The 18,307-nt window shown below is 67.2% G+C and carries 11 protein-coding genes, 1 pseudogene and 1 riboswitch; of the genes and pseudogenes, 4 read left to right on the top strand and 8 right to left on the bottom strand.

The features are described from left to right. Positions 1 to 148 precede the first annotated feature (148 nt). From ftsZ to BSTEL_RS03130, 3 genes are all read right to left on the bottom strand, one after another. On the bottom strand, positions 149 to 1,276 hold the full coding sequence (gene ftsZ, locus BSTEL_RS03140; protein WP_051922806.1) for a cell division protein FtsZ: 1,128 nt from the start codon (positions 1,274 to 1,276) through the stop codon (positions 149 to 151). A 142-nt stretch (positions 1,277 to 1,418) separates the two neighbouring features. After that, entirely contained in the window at positions 1,419 to 2,666 is a 1,248-nt protein-coding gene (dusB, locus tag BSTEL_RS03135; RefSeq protein ID WP_420796391.1) for a tRNA dihydrouridine synthase DusB, read from the bottom strand. Between the two features lie 194 nt (positions 2,667 to 2,860). Beyond that, positions 2,861 to 4,336 carry a glycine--tRNA ligase gene (locus BSTEL_RS03130; protein ID WP_034527006.1) on the bottom strand — a complete coding sequence of 492 codons (1,476 nt, stop codon included), beginning with the start codon at positions 4,334 to 4,336 and terminating at the stop codon, positions 2,861 to 2,863. Between the two features lie 182 nt (positions 4,337 to 4,518). Next, positions 4,519 to 4,628, top strand: a riboswitch (TPP riboswitch). On the opposite strand from BSTEL_RS03130, the gene thiM reads away from it, so the two are divergent. Both thiM and thiC read left to right on the top strand, forming a co-directional pair. Continuing rightward, entirely contained in the window at positions 4,622 to 5,512 is an 891-nt protein-coding gene (gene thiM / locus BSTEL_RS03125; RefSeq protein WP_051922805.1) for a hydroxyethylthiazole kinase, read from the top strand. It overlaps the preceding riboswitch by 7 nt. 180 nt (positions 5,513 to 5,692) lie before the next feature. Then, positions 5,693 to 8,443, top strand: a complete 2,751-nt coding sequence (thiC, locus tag BSTEL_RS03120) for a phosphomethylpyrimidine synthase ThiC (protein WP_034527002.1) — start codon at positions 5,693 to 5,695, stop codon at positions 8,441 to 8,443. Between the two features lie 767 nt (positions 8,444 to 9,210). On the opposite strand, the gene BSTEL_RS03115 is transcribed toward thiC, so the two are convergent. Both BSTEL_RS03115 and BSTEL_RS03110 read right to left on the bottom strand, forming a co-directional pair. Next, positions 9,211 to 9,921, bottom strand: coding sequence for an ATP-binding cassette domain-containing protein (locus BSTEL_RS03115; protein WP_084686078.1), 711 nt, complete (start codon positions 9,919 to 9,921; stop codon positions 9,211 to 9,213). A 130-nt stretch (positions 9,922 to 10,051) separates the two neighbouring features. Continuing rightward, positions 10,052 to 11,260: an AAA family ATPase gene (locus tag BSTEL_RS03110; protein ID WP_034527053.1), complete on the bottom strand. Its 1,209-nt coding sequence runs from the start codon at positions 11,258 to 11,260 to the stop codon at positions 10,052 to 10,054. A 167-nt stretch (positions 11,261 to 11,427) separates the two neighbouring features. On the opposite strand from BSTEL_RS03110, the gene thiD reads away from it, so the two are divergent. Both thiD and BSTEL_RS03100 read left to right on the top strand, forming a co-directional pair. Continuing rightward, positions 11,428 to 12,234 (top strand): bifunctional hydroxymethylpyrimidine kinase/phosphomethylpyrimidine kinase, encoded by an 807-nt coding sequence (thiD, locus tag BSTEL_RS03105; protein ID WP_034527000.1) that lies wholly within the window; start codon positions 11,428 to 11,430, stop codon positions 12,232 to 12,234. A 19-nt stretch (positions 12,235 to 12,253) separates the two neighbouring features. Beyond that, the gene (locus BSTEL_RS03100) at positions 12,254 to 12,685 is read left to right on the top strand and encodes a thiamine-binding protein (protein WP_051922809.1); all 432 of its coding nucleotides are present in this window, start codon (positions 12,254 to 12,256) and stop codon (positions 12,683 to 12,685) included. Between the two features lie 358 nt (positions 12,686 to 13,043). Here BSTEL_RS03100 and gmk read toward each other — a convergent pair whose 3' ends face one another. The 3 genes and pseudogenes from gmk to carB form a co-directional block, all read right to left on the bottom strand. Further along, positions 13,044 to 13,628: a guanylate kinase gene (gene gmk, locus BSTEL_RS12675; RefSeq protein ID WP_238567610.1), complete on the bottom strand. Its 585-nt coding sequence runs from the start codon at positions 13,626 to 13,628 to the stop codon at positions 13,044 to 13,046. Positions 13,629 to 13,976: 348 nt separating this feature from the next. Next, positions 13,977 to 14,885: pseudogene (gene pyrF, locus BSTEL_RS12475) on the bottom strand (orotidine-5'-phosphate decarboxylase); the annotation flags it as partial. Positions 14,886 to 14,922: 37 nt separating this feature from the next. Then, on the bottom strand, positions 14,923 to 18,306 hold the full coding sequence (carB, locus tag BSTEL_RS03090; RefSeq protein WP_034526998.1) for a carbamoyl-phosphate synthase large subunit: 3,384 nt from the start codon (positions 18,304 to 18,306) through the stop codon (positions 14,923 to 14,925). Position 18,307 lies beyond the last annotated feature (1 nt).

Genomic DNA, 18,307 nt, shown 5'->3' with positions numbered 1-18,307 from the left:
GCACCGGCAAGATCAGAGCGCGCAAGGTCGGCAACACGTTCCTTGTGAACCTCTCTAGCGTGCGCAAGTTCGCGGGGGAGGAATAAGCCATGCAAGCAAAAAAGAACCCAACACCGGGAATGTCGGGGCCAAGGATTCAATCTCCATTCTAGGCGAGAGTTTCGACCCCAATACGCCCGGCTACGTGCTTCAGGCCACCACCGACCGGCTGCTGGGCCGGAACCGCGGGAGCGGCGGGCGCAGCGTTGTGGGCGACGTTCTGCGCCTGCTGCGCGGCGACGGCGAGCGGCTGGGCCGCGTTCTGCGCGGCCTTCTCCTTGGCGGTGTCGAAGCCGGCGGCAATGACGGTGACGCGGACCTCGTCGCCGTAGGCGTCGTCGAGGGCGAGACCCCAGATGATCTGCGCCTCCGGGTGGATGGCCTTGCGCACGAGCTCCACGGCGGAGGAGGCCTCCTGCAGGCCGATGTCGGTCGGGCCGGCCACGTTGATGAGCGCGCCGTGGGCGCCTTCGATGCTCTCCTCGAGCAGCGGCGAGCTGATGGCCAGCTCGGCGGCCTGGGTGGCGCGGTCCTCGCCGCGCGCGGAGCCGATGCCGAACAGCGCGGTGCCGGCGCCGCGCAGAATCGCGGTGACGTCGGCGAAATCGACGTGGATGTACGAGTTGGTGGTGATGAGGTCGGTGATGCCCTGCACGCCGGACAGCAACGCGGAATCGGCGGTCTTGAACGCGTCCATGATCGTGATGGAGCGGTCGGACAGCTCAAGCAGGCGGTCGTTCGGGATGACGATGAGGGCGTCGACCTCCTGACGGAGGTTGTCGATGCCGAGCTCGGCGGAGGCGGAGCGCTGCGGGCCCTCGAACGAGAACGGACGGGTGACGACCGCGATGGTGAGCGCGCCCTGCTGGTGGGCGGCGCGCGCGACGATCGGGCTGGCGCCGGTGCCGGTGCCGCCACCCTCGCCGCAGGTGACGAACACCATGTCGGCGCCCTTCAGGGCCTCCTCGATGTCGGACTGGTGGTCCTGCGCGGCCTTCGCGCCCTTCTCCGGGTCGGCGCCGGCGCCGAGCCCGCGGCTGGACTGGTCGGACAGGGCGATCTTCACGTCGGCTTCGGAACGCAGCAGATCCTTGGCATCGGTGTTGACTGCGATGAATTCAACGTTCTGCAGACCTTCGGCGATCATGCGGTTGACGGCGTTGCCGCCGCCGCCACCTACGCCGACGACCTTGATGTTGGTCTTGTCGTTGAACTCAGTCTGGGCGTTCTCGCTCACGTTTGGCTCCTGTCACTTCACGGTTACACCCTAGACTAGCGCAGGGCTACCCCGTATTGTGTGATATTTTCGCGCGTGTAGCGCGTATTTTAGGCGATGACGACGTTTTCACCGCGCATCGCGTCCGACGGTCGGATCGGCGTCAGTAGCTGGCGTCCATCGGATCGTCGCCGAAGAGCGTCTCGCGCTCCTCATGGCTGGTCGTGCGCGACTCGAGCCAGCCGTACGGCAGATGCACCTTCTTGGCGAACCGCACGCGCCCGCGAGGCTTGTCCACCACGCGCTCGGGGAACGTGACGGACGGGTCGAGGCGCGCGATCTCGCGGTCCACGTCTGCCAGGGACTCGCATTCCATGAACGCCTTGCGCGTGGAGCCGCCCACCGGGAACCCCTTGAGATACCAGGCGATGTGCTTGCGCAGGTCGTGCACGGCCATACGCTCGTCGCCGTCGTAGAACTCGACGAGCAGGCCCGCATGGCGGCGGATCACGCGGCACACCTCGCCGAGCGTCGGGTTGAAGCGCTCGTCCGAGCCCTCGAAGGCATGTTTGATGTCGGCGAACAGCCAGGGGCGGCCCTGGCAGCCGCGGCCGATGGCCACGCCGTCGCATCCGGTCTCGCGGATCATCGCGAGCGCGTCGTCCGCGCCCCAGATGTCGCCGTTGCCGAACACGGGGATGTCGAGCCGTTCCTTGAGCTCGCCGATGCGACTCCAGTCGGAGTGGCCGCCGTAGTATTCGGCGGTGGTGCGCGCGTGCAGCGTGACGGCGGCGCACCCCTCCTCCTGCGCGATATGGCCGGCTTCGAGGAAGGTCTCATGGTCGTGGTCGATGCCGACGCGGATCTTCGCGGTGACCGGGATGCCGGCCTCGGAACACACCTTGACGACGCGGCGGATGAGATCCGTGTAGATGTCGGTCTTCCACGGCAACGCCGATCCGCCGCCGCGGCGCGTCACCTTGGGCACCGGGCACCCGAAGTTGAGGTCCACGTGGTCGGCCATATGCTCGTCGACGACGATGCGCGCCGCCTGCTCGACGATGGCCGGGTTCACGCCGTACAGCTGGAGCGAACGCACGCGTTCGGAGGGCGCGAACCGGCACAGGCGCAGGGCCTTCGGGTTGCGGGCGACGAGCGCGCGGGCGGTGATCATCTCGGCAACGTACAGGCCGTCCGGCCCGTATTCCTCGCAGATCACGCGGAACGGCCAGTTGGTCACGCCGGCCATCGGCGAGAGCACGACGGGCGTCGGCACGCTGATATTCCCGAGCCTGACCGGCGCGATAGCCGGAGCGGGTTCGCCGGCCGCGTGGCGCGGCACGTCCGTGCGCGGGTCGAGATCGTCCGTCTCATGCGGCGCGTTGATGATGGTTTCGGTGATGTCGCTCACTGTCACAGGCCTTCCGCTCGTTGCTGGGGTTCGGGACATGCAGGCCCCCTCTGACGAGGGGGCTGTCATCCGCGGGATGACTGGGGGAGAGACCGCGGCGCGTCGGCCGCTCCTTCTCTCCCCCACCCGGCCGAGCCGGGAGCCCCCTCGTCAGAGGGGGCCATTGCCGCCGCCTTCCGGCGACGTATCGCCGATCAGTACAGGCCGCCGGCCTCGTTGATCTTGACGGAGTCCGGCCAGGCCTCGCCGCCCATGGAGACCGGCTTCATCGGCACGCGGGTGCGCTTCTCGCCGATACGGGCGCCCACGTAGTCGGCGACCTTGTCGAGCGCGACGCGCTCCTGGCTCATCGTGTCGCGGTCGCGGATCGTCACGGCGTGGTCGTCGAGCGTGTCGAAGTCGACGGTGATGCACAGCGGGGTGCCGATCTCGTCCTCACGGCGGTAGCGGCGGCCGATGGCGCCGGACTCGTCGTAGTCGATCATCCACTCGTTCTGGCGCAGGTCGGCGGCCAGGTCCTGGGCGACGGACTGCAGCTGCGGCTTCTTGCTCAGCGGCAGCACGGCGGCCTTGACCGGGGCGAGGCGCGGGTCGAGGCGGAGCACGGTGCGCTTGTCGACGCCGCCCTTGGTGTTCGGGGCCTCGTCCACGTCGTAGGCGTCGACGAGGAAGCACATGAGGGAGCGGGTCAGGCCGGCGGCCGGCTCGATGACGTACGGGACGTACTTCTCGCCGGTGGCCTGGTTGAAGTAGCTCAGGTCCTCGCCGGAGTGCTTGGCGTGCGCGGAGAGGTCGAAGTCGGTGCGGTTGGCCACGCCCTCGAGCTCGCCCCAATCGGAGCCCTGGAAGCCGAACTTGTACTCGATGTCGACGGTGCGCTTCGAGTAGTGGGCGAGCTTGTCCTTCGGGTGCTCGTAGTGGCGCAGGTTCTCCGGCTTGACACCGAGATCCAGGTACCACTGGGTGCGGGCGTCGATCCAGTACTGGTGCCAGTCCTCGTCGGTGCCGGGCTCGACGAAGAACTCCATCTCCATCTGCTCGAACTCGCGGGTGCGGAAGATGAAGTTGCCGGGCGTGATCTCGTTGCGGAAGGACTTGCCCATGTTGGCGATGCCGAACGGCGGCTTGGAACGCGAGGAGGTCATCACGTTCTTGAAGTCGACGAAGATGCCCTGCGCGGTCTCCGGACGCAGGTAGTGCAGGCTGTTCTCGTCCTCGACCGGGCCGAGGTGCGTGCGCAGCATCATGTTGAAGTCGCGCGGCTCGGTCCACTTGCCGCGGGTGCCGCAGTCGGGGCAGACGATGTCGGCCATGCCGTTCTCCGGCAGCTTGTCGCCGTGCTTCTCGGCGTAGGACTCCTGCAGCTTGTCGGCACGGTTGCGCTTGTGGCAGTTCAGGCACTCGACCAGCGGGTCGTTGAACACGGCGACGTGGCCGGAGGCAACCCACACCGGGGTCGGCAGGATGATGGAGGTGTCGACGCCGACGACGTCGGGACGGGTGACGACCATCGAACGCCACCACTCGCGCTTGATATTGTCCTTCAGCGCGACGCCGAGCGGGCCGTAGTCCCAGGCGGAACGGGTACCGCCGTAGATCTCGCCGGCGGGGAACACGAATCCGCGACGCTTCGCGAGGGACACGACTTCATCAAGTTTGGACTGAGCCACAATGCACCTTCTGGTTTGAACGGTTTGGGGTCTTACAACCCGTTCAGACTACCTGTATACGCCGACCGGCGAAAGACCGCGTCACGAATACCACTCCGCCGCACGACACGCAAGAGGCGTGACGCGCTGAAATCCGTCTTCGTCACAGGTTGTCCATATAACCGCATAGCGTCGAATCCGATAACGCAATGCAGGGGAACCCGCAGCCACTCGGCGGGTTGAGATGGGCGCGACGCCCGACCCTTTGAACCTGTTGGTTAAGACCAGCGTAGGGAGCAGTGATATATGAGCGAATCATCGCAGGCAATCGCAGCGGACCGCGACGACGCGGACATCGCCGCATTGAAGGCACGCATCAGGAAGGCCGCCGAGGCGGTGCGGGAACGCACGCCGATGGCGCAGTCGTTCACGAACTTCGTGACCATCAACCTCGTCGCCAACGCGCAGCTCGCCGCCGGCGGCGCCGCCGCGATGAGCTTCCTGCCGGACGACGTGATCGACACCGCGACCATGTCCGGCGCCGACTACATCAACGTGGGCACGCTGCTGCCCTTCTACAAGGACGCGCTGCCGAAGATCGCGCGCGCCTTCCACAAGACCGGACACAAGTGGGTGCTCGACCCGGTGGCCGCCGGCATCGGCTCGACACGCACCGAGATCCTGCGCGCCTTCCGTGCCGCCCCGCCGACCATCGTGCGAGGCAACGCCTCCGAGATCATCGCCCTGGCGACGATGTGGGGCCTCGTCTCCCCCGACGACGCGACCCGGCCGGCCGGCGTCGAATCCGTCGACGAGGTGGAGGCCGCCGTCGAACCGGCGAAGGCGCTCGCCCGCTTCCTCGCCGCGTCCGCACCTGACGGCGAGGCGGCCGTCGCCGTCTCCGGCAAGGCGGATCTCGTCACCGACGGCGAGACCGTCTACCGCCTTCCCGGCGGCAGCGCGATGATGGCGAAGATCACCGGCGCCGGATGCTCGCTCGGCGGAGTGACCGCCGTCTGCCTCGCCGTCACGGACCCGCTGACCGCGGCGCTTGCCGCGACCGCGCTCTACGACCGTGCCGGCGAAGCCGCGGAGCAGGTCTCGAACGGCCCCGGATCGTTCCAGGTCGCCTTCCTCGACGCCCTTTGGAACACCACACCCGACCAGATCGCCTCCAGCGAGATCCTCACCGTATAGCCGCCCCCCGCCGGCGGGGGCTGTCGGCGACAGCGACCGGGGTGGTCGACGGACCGACGCACCGACCACCCTCCGCCGCTACGCGGCACCTCCCGCCGGCGGGAGGAACATGGGACTTGTCTCCTCCCGTCCGGGAGAAGACCGCAGGACTTCCACCAACCAATCAAAAGGAATAGGAAAATGAGCAACGAATACCCCTACGCCTCGATGCGCGATTCGTTCGACCTCTCCGCGTACTTCGTGGTCGGGCCCGACGACTGCAAGGGCCGCCCGCTGACCGACGTGGTCGACCAGGCCCTGCACGGCGGCGCCACGTTCATCCAGCTGCGCGCCAAGGGTGCGGACGCCTCCGAACTGACCGAGATGGCCCGCGACGTGGCGCAGATCATCGAGGACGCCGGCAAGTCCGACACGGTCGCGTTCGTTATCGACGACCGCGCGGACGTCGTCTGGCAGGCCCGCCGCAAGGGCATCAAGGTTGACGGCGTGCACATCGGCCAGACCGACATGGAGCCGCGAGAGGCGCGCGCCCTGCTCGGCGACGAGGCGATCGTGGGACTCTCCGCCGAGACCGAATCGCTCGTCCGTCTCATCAACGAGCTGCCCGACGGCTGCATCGATTACATCGGCGCCGGCCCGCTGCACGTCTCCTCCACCAAGCCGGAGGCCTCGGTCGGCGGCAACGACGGCTCCGGCAAGACGCTGGACGCACGCCAGATCGACACGATCTGCGCCGCCAGCGAGTTCCCGGTCGTGGTCGGCGGCGGCGTGACCGCGGCCGACATGGCCATGCTCGCCGGCACCAAGGCCGCCGGCTGGTTCGCGGTCTCCGCCATCGCGGGCGCCGAGAACCCCGAGGAGGCCACCCGCGCGATGGTCGAGGGTTGGAAGGCCGTGCGCGGCGACAAGCGCCACGGCTACGCCCCGCGCATCGTCACCCACACGCCGGCCGCCGACACGCAGGCCGCGCAGGAGGGCGCCGCCAAGCCGGGCGCCGAAGCCACCGAGAAGAAGTTCACGAACGCCAAGGAGGCGAAGGAGGCGCAGAAGCTCGCCAAGCAGCAGCGCGTTGACATCGCCGCCCGCGGCTCCAAGCAGCGCGACAAGGCGCACATCCGCAAGACGAAGACCGTGCCGTTCTCCTACGAATACGGCTCCTACGATCTCGAAGTGCCGTACACGGAGATCAAGCTCTCCGACACCCCCGGCGTCGGCCCGAACCCGCCGTTCATCGACTACAACACCGAAGGTCCGAAATGCGATCCGAAGGAGGGTCTGAAGCCCCTGCGCCTCGACTGGATCCGCGACCGCGGCGACGTCGAGGAGTACGAGGGCCGCGCCCGCAACCTCGAGGACGACGGCAAGCGCGCCATCAAGCGCGGCCGCGCCACGAAGGAATGGCGTGGGCGCAAGCACCAGCCGCTGCGCGCCAAGGACCATCCGATCACCCAAATGTGGTACGCCCGCCACGGCATCGTCACCCCGGAGATGAAGTACGTGGCCGAGCGCGAGAACTGCGACGTGGAGCTCGTGCGCTCCGAGCTGGCCGCCGGCCGCGCCGTCATGCCGTGCAACATCAACCACCCGGAGGCCGAGCCGATGATCATCGGCTCCCGCTTCCTCACCAAGCTCAACGCGAACATGGGCAACTCGGCCGTGACCTCGTCCATCGACGAGGAGGTGGAGAAGCTCACGTGGGCCACCAAGTGGGGCGCCGACACCGTGATGGACCTGTCCACCGGCAACGACATCCACACCACCCGCGAGTGGATCCTGCGCAACTCCCCCGTGCCGATCGGCACCGTGCCGATGTACCAGGCGCTGGAGAAGGTCGAGGACGACGCCTCGAAGCTCAGCTGGGAGCTGTTCCGCGACACCGTGATCGAACAGTGCGAGCAGGGCGTCGACTACATGACGATCCACGCCGGCGTGCTGCTGCGCTACGTGCCGCTCACCGCGAACCGCATGACCGGCATCGTCTCCCGCGGCGGCTCGATCATGGCCGACTGGTGCCTGCGCCACCATCAGGAGAGCTTCCTGTACACGCACTTCGACGAGCTGTGCGACATCTTCGCCAAGTACGACGTGGCGTTCTCGCTCGGCGACGGCCTGCGCCCCGGCTCCCTCGCGGACGCCAACGACGCGGCGCAGCTCTCCGAGCTGATGACGCTGGGCGAGCTCACCCAGCGCGCCTGGGCGAAGGACGTCCAGGTCATGATCGAGGGCCCGGGCCACATTCCGTTCGACACGGTGCGCATGAACATCGAGCTGGAGAAGGCCGTGTGCTCCGGCGCCCCGTTCTACACGCTGGGACCGCTCACCACCGACACCGCCCCCGGCTACGACCACATCACGTCCGCAATCGGCGGCGTGGAGATCGCCCGCTACGGCACCGCCATGCTGTGCTACGTGACCCCGAAGGAGCACCTCGGCCTGCCGAACAAGGACGACGTCAAGCAGGGCGTGATCGCCTACAAGATCGCCTGCCACGCGGCCGACATCGCCAAGCACCACCCGCACGCGCAGGACCGTGACGACGCGATCTCGAAGGCCCGCTTCGAGTTCCGCTGGCTCGACCAGTTCAACCTGGCGTTCGACCCGGACACCGCAATCGCGTTCCACGACGAGACGCTGCCCGCCGAGCCGGCCAAGATGGCGCACTTCTGCTCGATGTGCGGCCCGAAGTTCTGCTCGATGGCCATCTCGCAGAACATCCGCAAGGCCTTCGGCGGCGCGGCCGCCCAGGAGCAGATCGTGAAGGATTCGCTCGCCGGCCGCATCCCGGCCTCCGCCGACACCACTTCGGCCGCGGCCGACGGCGTCGTCTCCGCCAACGTGCTGAGCCCCGAGGAGATTCGCGCCGGCCTCGACGCGATGAGCGAGAAGTACACCGCCCAAGGCGGCAAGCTCTACTCCACCGCCACCGAGTGATCCAAGGGGAGGCCACCAAGTGGCCTCCCTTTTCGCTCCGTTGCGGAACCGGTGGGCCAAACCGTGTTGTTTCGGCCCACCGGTTCCGGCGAAACAACATCGCAAAGCGATGCCTTATCTTTCGCCCCGCCGGCAGGGCCCGGCAAAACCTCACACACCGCACAACAAACTTCACCTTCTGCCCCCGCTGGCGGGGGCTGTCATGCGCAAGCATGACTGGGGGTGGTCGGGGAGCAGAACCCATCTCGCCCAGACGTGCCCTTCTCGCCCCCGCTGGCGGGGGCTGTCATGCGCGAGCATGACTGGGGGTGGTCGTCCGGTTCCCCATCAGGCGACCACCCCCAGTCGACTACGTCGACAGCCCCCGCCAGCGGGGGGCATCACCTCAGCGTGGAAGACCTACGCCAGTCCCGTATACGACACCGCCAGTGGGGGCATGGCATTTCTCGGCCGGACAGCACCTTGTTCATCCGTCGTTTGCGTGCCAAACCCGGCGCGCAAACGCCGCTGAGGGAGGGGTTCGCGTCGGTTCCGTGCCATAGTTGGCATGAGACCGACGCCGCAAGGGTGGCTTTCCGTCTGATCCGCGCCAAGCATGGCACGAACCCGACGCTGTAGGCGGTTTCTCCGTCGTCACCGTGCCATAGCTGGCACGGAACCGACACAATGGAGTCGCTCAGCGTCGTCATCGCGCCAACCATGGCACGGTGACGACGCTCCGGACCAACCGCAGGCCGAAATCCCAACCTCACCAATCACCCAAGCAATCACAACGCATGTGCCTGCGTCGTCTTCCTGACGCCGAAGTCGACCTTGCGGTCCTCGCGCCCCAGCGTGGCCGCATGCTCGAAGGACACGTAGTCCGCGAAGTCGGCGACACGCGCATCCTCCACGATACGGCCATGGTCGAGCACGATGATGCGATCCGTCACCTTCCAGCAGTAGTCGAGGTCGTGGGTGACGGTCAGCAGGGTGCGTCCGTCGGCGCGCAGCTCGTTCACGTAGTCGATGAGCAGCTTGCGCGTCATCGGGTCGATGGAGTTGGTCGGCTCGTCGAGCATGATCACATGCGGGTCGAACAGCATGCCGGCGACGATTCCCGCGCGTTTGCGCAGGCCCGACGACAACTCGGAGACCTTCTTGTCGAGCTGGTCGCCGAGTTCGAACGCCTTGACCAGAGGCTGGTCCGCGAGCGCCGCCATATCGAACCGGTGCCCGGATTTCGGGTCGGCGAACAGCATGGCGCGGAACCGGATGTTGTCGCGCACGGTCATCGTATCGATGAGGTTGCCTAGTTCGGTCATCTCGAACACGTCGCGCATCGCAGGCACGAGCGCGGCGTTGATGGCGCACCGCCCCTGCTGCGGGCGCAGCAGACCGATCATGAGGTTGAGCAGCGTGGTCTTGCCGACGCCGTTGTATCCGAGGATGCCGAGCGACTGGCCTTGGGGGACCGTGAGGCCGATGTCCTTGAGCACAGACGACCTGCACCTGCGGCATGCTGTGCGTGATGATCGAGCACAATCCGATCAACGTGATCCTGTCATTGTCGACGACGGCCAATCGCAGCGGTTCGGATGCCATTCCGCTTCTCCTATCCCGCTCCTCCTAGCCCCGGTGCGCGCGCAGTTCGGGGCGGCGTTCGACGCGTTCGAACGCGGTCGTGAGGTCGTTCGCGCGGATCGCGGCGCGGCGATCCTTGGCGGCGACGAGCGCCGCCTCCGTCCAGATCGCGCACACCTCGGCGCCGCTCCACCCCTCGGTGCGCCGCGCGATGTCTGCGAGCGGCAGCTCCCCCTCGGTCGAGAGCGCGCGCTCCTGCACTTCGAGGATCGCGAGACGGTCGTGCTCGCTCGGCATCGGGAACGGGATCTGCCAGTCGAAGCGGCCAGGGCGCAGCAGCGCCGGATCCACGTCCTCGATGCGGTTCGTGGCGGCGACGACCACCACGTTGCCTTTGGACGCGAAACCGTCCATGAGCGTCAGCAGCTGCGCGACGAGACGCTTGCCGACGCCGTTCGTGTCGGTGTCGCGCGAGGAGGCGATCGAATCGATCTCGTCGAAGAAGATGATGGCACGCTGGTCGGCCTGCGCGGCGGCGAAGATCATGCGCAGCGTCTCCTCGCTGTCGCCCACGTATTTGCTCACGATGGTCGGGCCGGAGACGAGGTAGAACTGCGCGTCGGCCACGTTGGCGATGATGCGCGCCAGATGCGTCTTGCCGGTGCCGGGCGCGCCGGTGAAGATCACGCCCTTGATCGGTTTCGCGCCGATGGCGCGCATCTGCACGCTGTTGCCGAGCTGCGTCTCGATGAGCTCCTTGGCGCGCGTGACGACCTGCTCGTAGCCGCCGAACGACGCGAACGTGAGGTCCGGGTCGGCGCTCGGCGTGATCCGGTACTGTTTGATGTCGTCGTCATGGTCGGATTCGCCGGGGCGGATGGCCGTCGGCCACAGCACGCGTTCGATGCCGAACAGGTCGGTGAACTCGACCGTGTTGCCGGGCACGATGTCCACCGGATAGTCGCCTTCGAGGAGTTCCAGCCCGTCCGAGGTCTCCAGGACGACCGCGTCCTCCAATGCGCGGCGCACGACGCCGACGCGGGGCTTAATCGGCCAGACGGAGGCGGGCACCTTCGTGTAGAAGCCGTCGCCGACGAGCAGCACGTCGCCCACGTCGAACACCTCCTGACGCGGGAACGTGAGCTGCGTGCTCCGCCCGTTCGGCATCGTCGCGTAATAGGCGACGCGCCCCTCGTCGAATCCGGTGATGCGCGCCAGCACGCCGTCGCGGCGCAACACGTCGTCGGACATGATTCCCCTCTCCCACTGCTCGGTTCCGGCCGTTGTCCCGGCCCGTTCCATCACACCACACCGACGGCCCGGAATCAAGGCGGATCCGAGGGAAATCCGGCAGAAAACCAACGGCGCGTCAGCGGCGGAAACAGGTGAAAAACAAGCCGTCCACGACTAAGCTGAACCGTATGTCAACACATGCAACCACGCTTCCCCCCGTGCTCGCGATCTCCGGTTCGGATTCGTCCGGCGGCGCGGGCATGCAGGCGGATCTGAAGACCATGCTCGCCAACGGCGTGTTCGGCATGAGCGCGATCACCGCGCTCACCGCGCAGAACACGACCGGCGTGCGTTCCATCCAGGACACCGAGCCGACGATCCTCGCCGACCAGATCGACGCCGTGTTCGAGGACATCCCGCCGCTGGCCGTCAAGATCGGCATGGTGTCCGCGACCGGCATCATCGACGTGATCGCCGACCGGCTCACGTTCCATCATGCGACGAACGTCGTGCTCGACCCGGTCATGGTCGCCACGTCCGGCGCGAAGCTCATCAGCGACGACGCGATCGCCGCGCTCACGTCGAAGCTGTTCCCGCTCGCCACGGTCATTACGCCGAACATCCCCGAGGCGCAGGAGCTCACCGGTCTGGCGATCGTCGACGCCGAGTCGATGGAGGCTGCGGCGCGCGCCCTCGTCACGCGCTACGGCTGCGCGGCGCTCGTCAAAGGCGGCCATCACACGAACGACGCGAACGACGTGCTCGCCGAGACCGACGGCACGGTCACGTGGTTCGAGGGTTCGCGCGTCGACAATCCGAACACGCACGGCACCGGCTGCACGTTGAGTTCGGCGATCGCGTCGAACCTCGCGAAGGGCGAGACGCTGCCCGACGCGATCCGGCACGCGAAGGAGTATCTGACCGGCGCGCTGAACGCGATGCTCGATCTGGGCCACGGTTCCGGCCCGATGGACCACGCGTGGCAGTGGCGGTGAAAGAGAAGGAGAGATGACGATGACGCAGAACGATGACGCCGCCACGCGCGACGCGGCGCTCGCCACGGCGACCGACCGTTTCGCCGTGAAACAGGAGGTTCCGATCGACCCGAAGACCGGCAAACCGTACCTCAACACGGTGGCTGCGATCCAGGTGTCGGTGACTGGTGCGGGCGCCGAAGTCTCCCCCTACGTCTCGCAGGCGATCGAGGTGATCCGCGATTCGGGCCTCCCGCAGGAGACGAACGCGCTGTTCACCGACGTGGAAGGCAACCTCGACGACGTGCTGCACGTGGCCGGCGAGGCGGCGAAGAAGCTCGCCGAGCAGGGCTACCGCACGAGCCTCGTGCTCCACATGGACATCCGCCCCGGCTTCACCGGCCAGCTCACCGAAAAGCCAAAGCTCGCCGACCAGCTCATCGCCGACCGCAAAGCCGCCGCGGCGAAATAGCACCCGCCCCCGGAACCACCCTCCGGCGCTACGCGCCACCTCCCGCCAGCGGGAGGAACAGCCGCCTCATCGGAAGACCCCCGCAAAACGGTAAACAACCACGCCCCGCCGGCAGAGGTTCCCGCGAAGCGATGTCACCAACCGTGCCCCCGCTGGCGGGGGCTCCCGGCGAAGCCGGGTGGGGGTGGTCCCCCACAAGAACCGCACCGGAACCACCCTCCGGCGCTACGCGCCACCTCCCGCCAGCGGGAGGAACACCCGACTCGCCACTGGCGAGACCGCTATCCCGACGGCGAACATATACGTGAGGCTCCCTCATCAGAGGGAGCTCACGTATATACGGGATGTGCGGGAAGGCTTATGCCTCCTTGCCGTATTCCTTGGCGATGAGCGACCAGAGCTGGTCGGCGGCTTCTTCGACGTTTTCGTTGACGATGGTCACGTCGAATTCGCTTTCCGCGGCGAGCTCCACCTTCGCGGTTTCGAGGCGGCGCTTGCGCTGCTCCTCGGTTTCGGTGCCGCGGCCTGTGAGGCGTCGCACCAGCTCGTCGAAGCTCGGCGGGGCGATGAACACGGTCACCACTTCGAGCCCAAGTTCCTTGGCCTTCTCCTTGACGCGGCGCGCGCCCTGCAGGTCGATTTCGAGAATCGTCGGCGTGCCGACGGCCATGTGGTCCTCAAGCGGCTTCAACGGCGTGCCGTAGTGCGCGAGTCCGTGCACGAGCGCGGTCTCCAGGAACTCCCCCGCCTTCTCCTTGGCGGCGAATTCCTCCTCGCTCATGAACCAGTAGTTGACGCCGTTCACTTCGCCCGGGCGCGGGTCGCGCGTCGTGGCGGAGACGGACACCCAGATCTCCGGGTGCTTCTTGCGCAGCGCGATCTCGACGGTGCCCTTGCCGACGCCGGCGGGGCCGGTGAGCACGAGCAGTCGTCCGCCGCGCAGCGCCTCCTCGTCCGCCTCGGCCGGGGTCTCCGGCTGCGTGCCGGCGGCACCAGCGGCCCCGGCGGCAGTAGTCTCGGCGGCCGTGTCGGTCTGTGCCGCGGCATCGTTCCCGGCGTCGTTCCCGTCGTTCGCGGCGGCGGTTGCGGTTTCGGCGGTCTTGTCGGTGTCGGTCACGGTGATGGTCTCCCTTGGCGCGTCCGTCGCGCCGGTCGTCTCGGTTGCAACGGTCGCGGCATCCGGAGCGTCGGCGGAATCGCCGGCGGAATCCGTCGGCGTCGGCGTCTCGGCCGTCGCCGCGGATTCCGGAGCGTCGTGACGTTCCGTCTCCTGCGGCAGTTCGGCGACGCGCGTCGCCTCCATCAGCGCCTGACGCACGTCGAGCGAAATCGCTTCGGTGGCTTCGCTCAGCGCGGCGATGTCCGGCCCATGGGAGGCGATGAAACGGGACACGGTGACGAGCACGTTGCCCTTCGTCCCCTTGAACACGGTGCGCAGGTCCTTCGCGTCGGCGCCCTGCCAGCCGTATCCGGGTGAGAGGATCGGTCCGGTGAAGCGCGCCGGATCGACGCCGGTCTCCCTGATCCACTGGCCGATGGTCGCGCCGATGACGAGGCCGACGGAACCCATGCCGTCCACGTTGCGGTTGTTCTTCTGCGCGGTGGCGGCGATGCCGTACGCCACCGTCTTGCCTTCATAGTCGCCGACCTGTCGGATGGCGCTCTGCAGGCTCTTGCCTTCCTCGTTGGAGGTGAGGGATGCGATGAACACGCCGCGCCCGTTGTCGAGCGCGTCGTCGATGAGGCCCTGCAGCGACCGCGCGCCGTAGTACGGCAGCAGCGTGATCGCGTCGGCCCTCAGCGGCGCGCCCGGCTTGAAGTAGGCGTCGGCGATGGCGGAGATCGTCGTGGACAATCCGCCGTGCAGGCAGTCGACGATCGTGATGATGCCCATCTGGCGCGCCGCATACAGCACGCGTTCCAGCGCGGCGAATCCCTTCGAGCCGTAACGCTCGAACATCGGCGACTGGAACTTGACAGCGGCGGCGCGTCCGTTCGCGGCCTGCAGCATGCGCATGGCGAACATCTCCGCGCCGTCGGCGTCGACGTTGTAGCCCCAATCGGTCAGGAGTTTCCGGTGTGGGTCGATACCCACGCACAACGGACCGTACTTGTCCATCGAATTGCGCAGACGCAGACCGAAGTCCGAACGCCTGGCGAGCCGTTCCGTATCCTGTTCCTCAATGGGGCTGTCACTCATCGCGATCCCTTCTTTCGTGTGAGAGGAAATCCGTTGATCAGAAATCCTTGCTTTCCAACGCGAACAGCTGCTTGGAGTGCTCCTGGATGCTCATGATCTGGTAGTCGTTGCGCTTGACCGCTTCGATGGCCAGCAGCACCGCGGAGAACTCGGTGATGGTCGTGAACTGCGGCAGGTCGGCGGCGATGGCGGCGGCTCGAATCGAGTAGCCGTCGGAGCGCGATCCGCGCGAGTTCGGCGTGTTGAGAATCATGTCGATCGCGCCGTCCTCGATGAGTTCGACGACGTTCTTGCCGATCGAGCCTTCGGCGTGCACGACCTTCACCGGCGCCTCCGGATCGGAGTCCACGCGGGTGGAGATCTTGTCGACGATCTTCGAGTCGATGCCGTAACGGCGCAGCACGGAGGCGGTGCCCTCGGTCGCCCAGATCGTGAAGCCGAGCTCGACGAGACGCACGGCCATGAGCGGCAGCTGGCGCTTGTCGGTGTCGTTCACGGAGATGAACACGTTGCCGTGGGTGGGCAGGCCACCCTCGTAGGCGGCGAGCTGGCTCTTGGCGAACGCGTGCGGGAAGTCGCGGTCGAAGCCCATGACCTCGCCGGTGGAGCGCATCTCCGGTCCGAGCAGGATGTCGACGGTCTTGCCGACGGGCGTACGGAAACGCTTGAACGGCAGCACGGACTCCTTGACCGCCACCTGCTGGCCGCGGTGCATGACGCCGCCGTCGCCCTTGGGCAGCAGCAGGCCGTTGGCGCGCTGGTCGGCGATGGTCTCCCCCGCCATGATGCGCGCGGCGGCCTTGGCCAGCGCCACGCCGGTCGCCTTGGAGGCGAACGGCACGGTGCGGGAGGCGCGCGGGTTGGCTTCGATCACATACAGCGTGTTCGCCATGAACGCGTACTGCACGTTGATCAGGCCCTTGACGTTGCAGCCCTTGGCGATCGCGTAGGTGCCTTCGCGCAGGCGGCGGATCTGGTCGTCGGACAGCGTGGACGGCGGCAGCGTGCAGGCGGCGTCGCCGGAGTGCACGCCGGCCTCCTCGATGTGCTCCATGATGCCGCCGATGTACAGCTCCTCGCCGTCGAACAGCGCGTCGACGTCGATCTCGATGGCATCCTGGAGGAACTTGTCGATGAGCAGCGGGGAGGGCAGACGGCCAGAGACGACCGTATCGGCCTGGGCCTCGGCGAGGGCGCGGTTCACGTACTTCTCGAGCTGGGCGTTGTCGTAGACGATCTCCATGCCGCGGCCGCCGAGCACGTAGCTCGGGCGCACGAGCACCGGGTAGCCGATCGAGTGGGCGGCCTCCTGGGCCTCCTCCAGCGACAGGGCGGTGCCGTAGCGCGGCGCGTTCATCTTCGCCTTCTTGAGCACCTCGCCGAACAGCTCGCGGTTCTCCGCGAGGTCGATGGCCTCCGGGGTGGTGCCGAGGATCGGCACGCCGGCGGCCTTGAGGCGCGCGGCGAGCGACAGCGGCGTCTGGCCGCCGAGCTGCACGATGACGCCCTTGACCGGGCCCATGCGCTTCTCGGCCTCGTAGATCTCGAGCACGTCCTCGAAGGTGAGCGGCTCGAAGTAGAGGCGGTCGGAGATGTCGTAGTCGGTGGAGACGGTCTCCGGGTTGCAGTTGACCATGATCGTGTCATAGTCCTTGCCGAGCTCCTGCACCGCGTGCACGCAGGTGTAGTCGAACTCGATGCCCTGGCCGATGCGGTTCGGGCCGGAGCCGAGGATGATCACGGCCTCGCGTTCGCGCGGCTTGACCTCGGACTCGTCCGCGTAGCAGGAGTAGTAGTACGGCGTGGCGGCGTCGAACTCGGCGGCGCAGGTGTCGACCGTCTTGTACACGGGCTTCAGGCCGTAGGTCCAGCGCAGCTCGCGGATCGTGTTCTCGCCCTCGTCGCCGAGGTTCCTCAGGTGCGCGATCTGCAGGTCGGACAGGCCGGCGAGCTTGGCGCGGCGCAGCAGCTTGCGCGTCAGAGTCTCGGCCTCGCGCACCGCCTGGGCGGTCTCGTTGATGAGCGTGAGCTGCTTGAGGAACCACGGATCGATCTTGGTGGCCGCGTACAGCTGCTCGATGGTGGCGCCGCCCCAGATGGCGCGCATGAGCTCAAGGTAGCGGTTCTCGGTGGGCGTGTGGATCGCCTTGAGCAGTTCGGCGACCTCGTCGGCCGTCGGCTTCGGGCCATCCCAGTTGAAGCCCATGTGGCGCTTGTCGATGGAGCGCATCGCCTTGCCGAGGGACTCCTGGAAGTTGCCGCCCAGCGCCATGGCCTCGCCGACGGACTTCATCGACGTGGTGAGCGTCGGATCGGCGCCCGGGAACTTCTCGAACGCGAAGCGCGGCACCTTGGTGACCACGTAGTCGATGGTCGGCTCGAAGGAGGCCGGCGTGGACTGGGTGATGTCGTTGCGAATCTCGTCGAGCGTGTAGCCGAGGGCCAGCTTGGTCGCGATCTTCGCAATCGGGAAACCTGTGGCCTTCGAGGCGAGCGCAGAAGAACGGGAGACGCGCGGGTTCATCTCGATGACGATGATGCGGCCGGTGTCCGGGTGGATGGCGAACTGGATGTTGCAGCCGCCGGTGTCCACTCCCACGCCGCGGATGATGGCGATGCCGATGTCGCGCAGCTTCTGGTACTCGCGGTCGGTCAGGGTGAAGCAGGGGGCCACGGTGATGGAGTCGCCGGTGTGCACGCCAACCGGGTCGACGTTCTCGATCGGGCAGACGACCACGACGTTGTCGTTGCGGTCGCGCATGAGCTCGAGCTCGAACTCCTTCCAGCCTTCGATGCCCTCCTCGATGAGCACCTCGTCGGTCGGCGAGTAGTGGATGCCGGCGCCGGCGATGCGGTGCAGCTCCTCCTCGTCGTGCGCGATGCCGGAGCCGAGGCCGCCCATCGTGAAGCTCGGGCGAACGACCAGCGGGTAGCCGAACTCGTCGGCGATGCGGTCCACTTCGGCGAGCGTGTGGGCGATGCGGGAGCGTGCGGATTCGGCGCCCGCCTCGTCGACGACCTTCTTGAACAGCTCACGGTCCTCGCCGCGGTCGATGGCGTCGAGGGACGCGCCGATCAGCTCGACGTCGTATTTCTTGAGCACGCCGGCCTCGCCGAGCGCCATCGCGGCGTTCAGCGCGGTCTGGCCGCCGAGGGTCGGCAGCAGCGCGTCGGGGCGTTCCTTGGCGATGATCTGCTCGAGGATCGGCGTGGCGATCGGCTCGATGTACGTGGCGTCGGCCATCTCGGGGTCGGTCATGATGGTGGCCGGGTTCGAGTTGACGAGGATGACGCGGATGCCTTCCTCCTTGAGGACGCGGCATGCCTGGGTGCCCGAGTAATCGAACTCCGCGGCCTGACCGATCACGATCGGGCCGGAGCCGATGACCATCACGGATTTGATGTCGGTGCGCTTCGGCATA

Origin of the sequence: Bifidobacterium stellenboschense (genome assembly GCF_000741785.1) — a bacterium.
GTDB classification, from domain to species: Bacteria; Actinomycetota; Actinomycetes; order Actinomycetales; family Bifidobacteriaceae; genus Bifidobacterium; species Bifidobacterium stellenboschense.
The sequence above is the reverse complement of the archived record's forward strand: the minus strand, read 5'-3'. Positions and strand labels throughout refer to the sequence as shown.

Coding starts and splice junctions, on each gene's coding strand:
- thiC (WP_034527002.1), top strand. CDS start 5,693: ATGAGCAACGAATACCCCTACGCCTCGATGCGCGATTCGTTCGACCTC.
- thiD (WP_034527000.1), top strand. CDS start 11,428: ATGTCAACACATGCAACCACGCTTCCCCCCGTGCTCGCGATCTCCGGT.
- carB (WP_034526998.1), bottom strand. CDS start 18,306: ATGCCGAAGCGCACCGACATCAAATCCGTGATGGTCATCGGCTCCGGC.
- thiM (WP_051922805.1), top strand. CDS start 4,622: ATGAGCGAATCATCGCAGGCAATCGCAGCGGACCGCGACGACGCGGAC.
- BSTEL_RS03100 (WP_051922809.1), top strand. CDS start 12,254: ATGACGCAGAACGATGACGCCGCCACGCGCGACGCGGCGCTCGCCACG.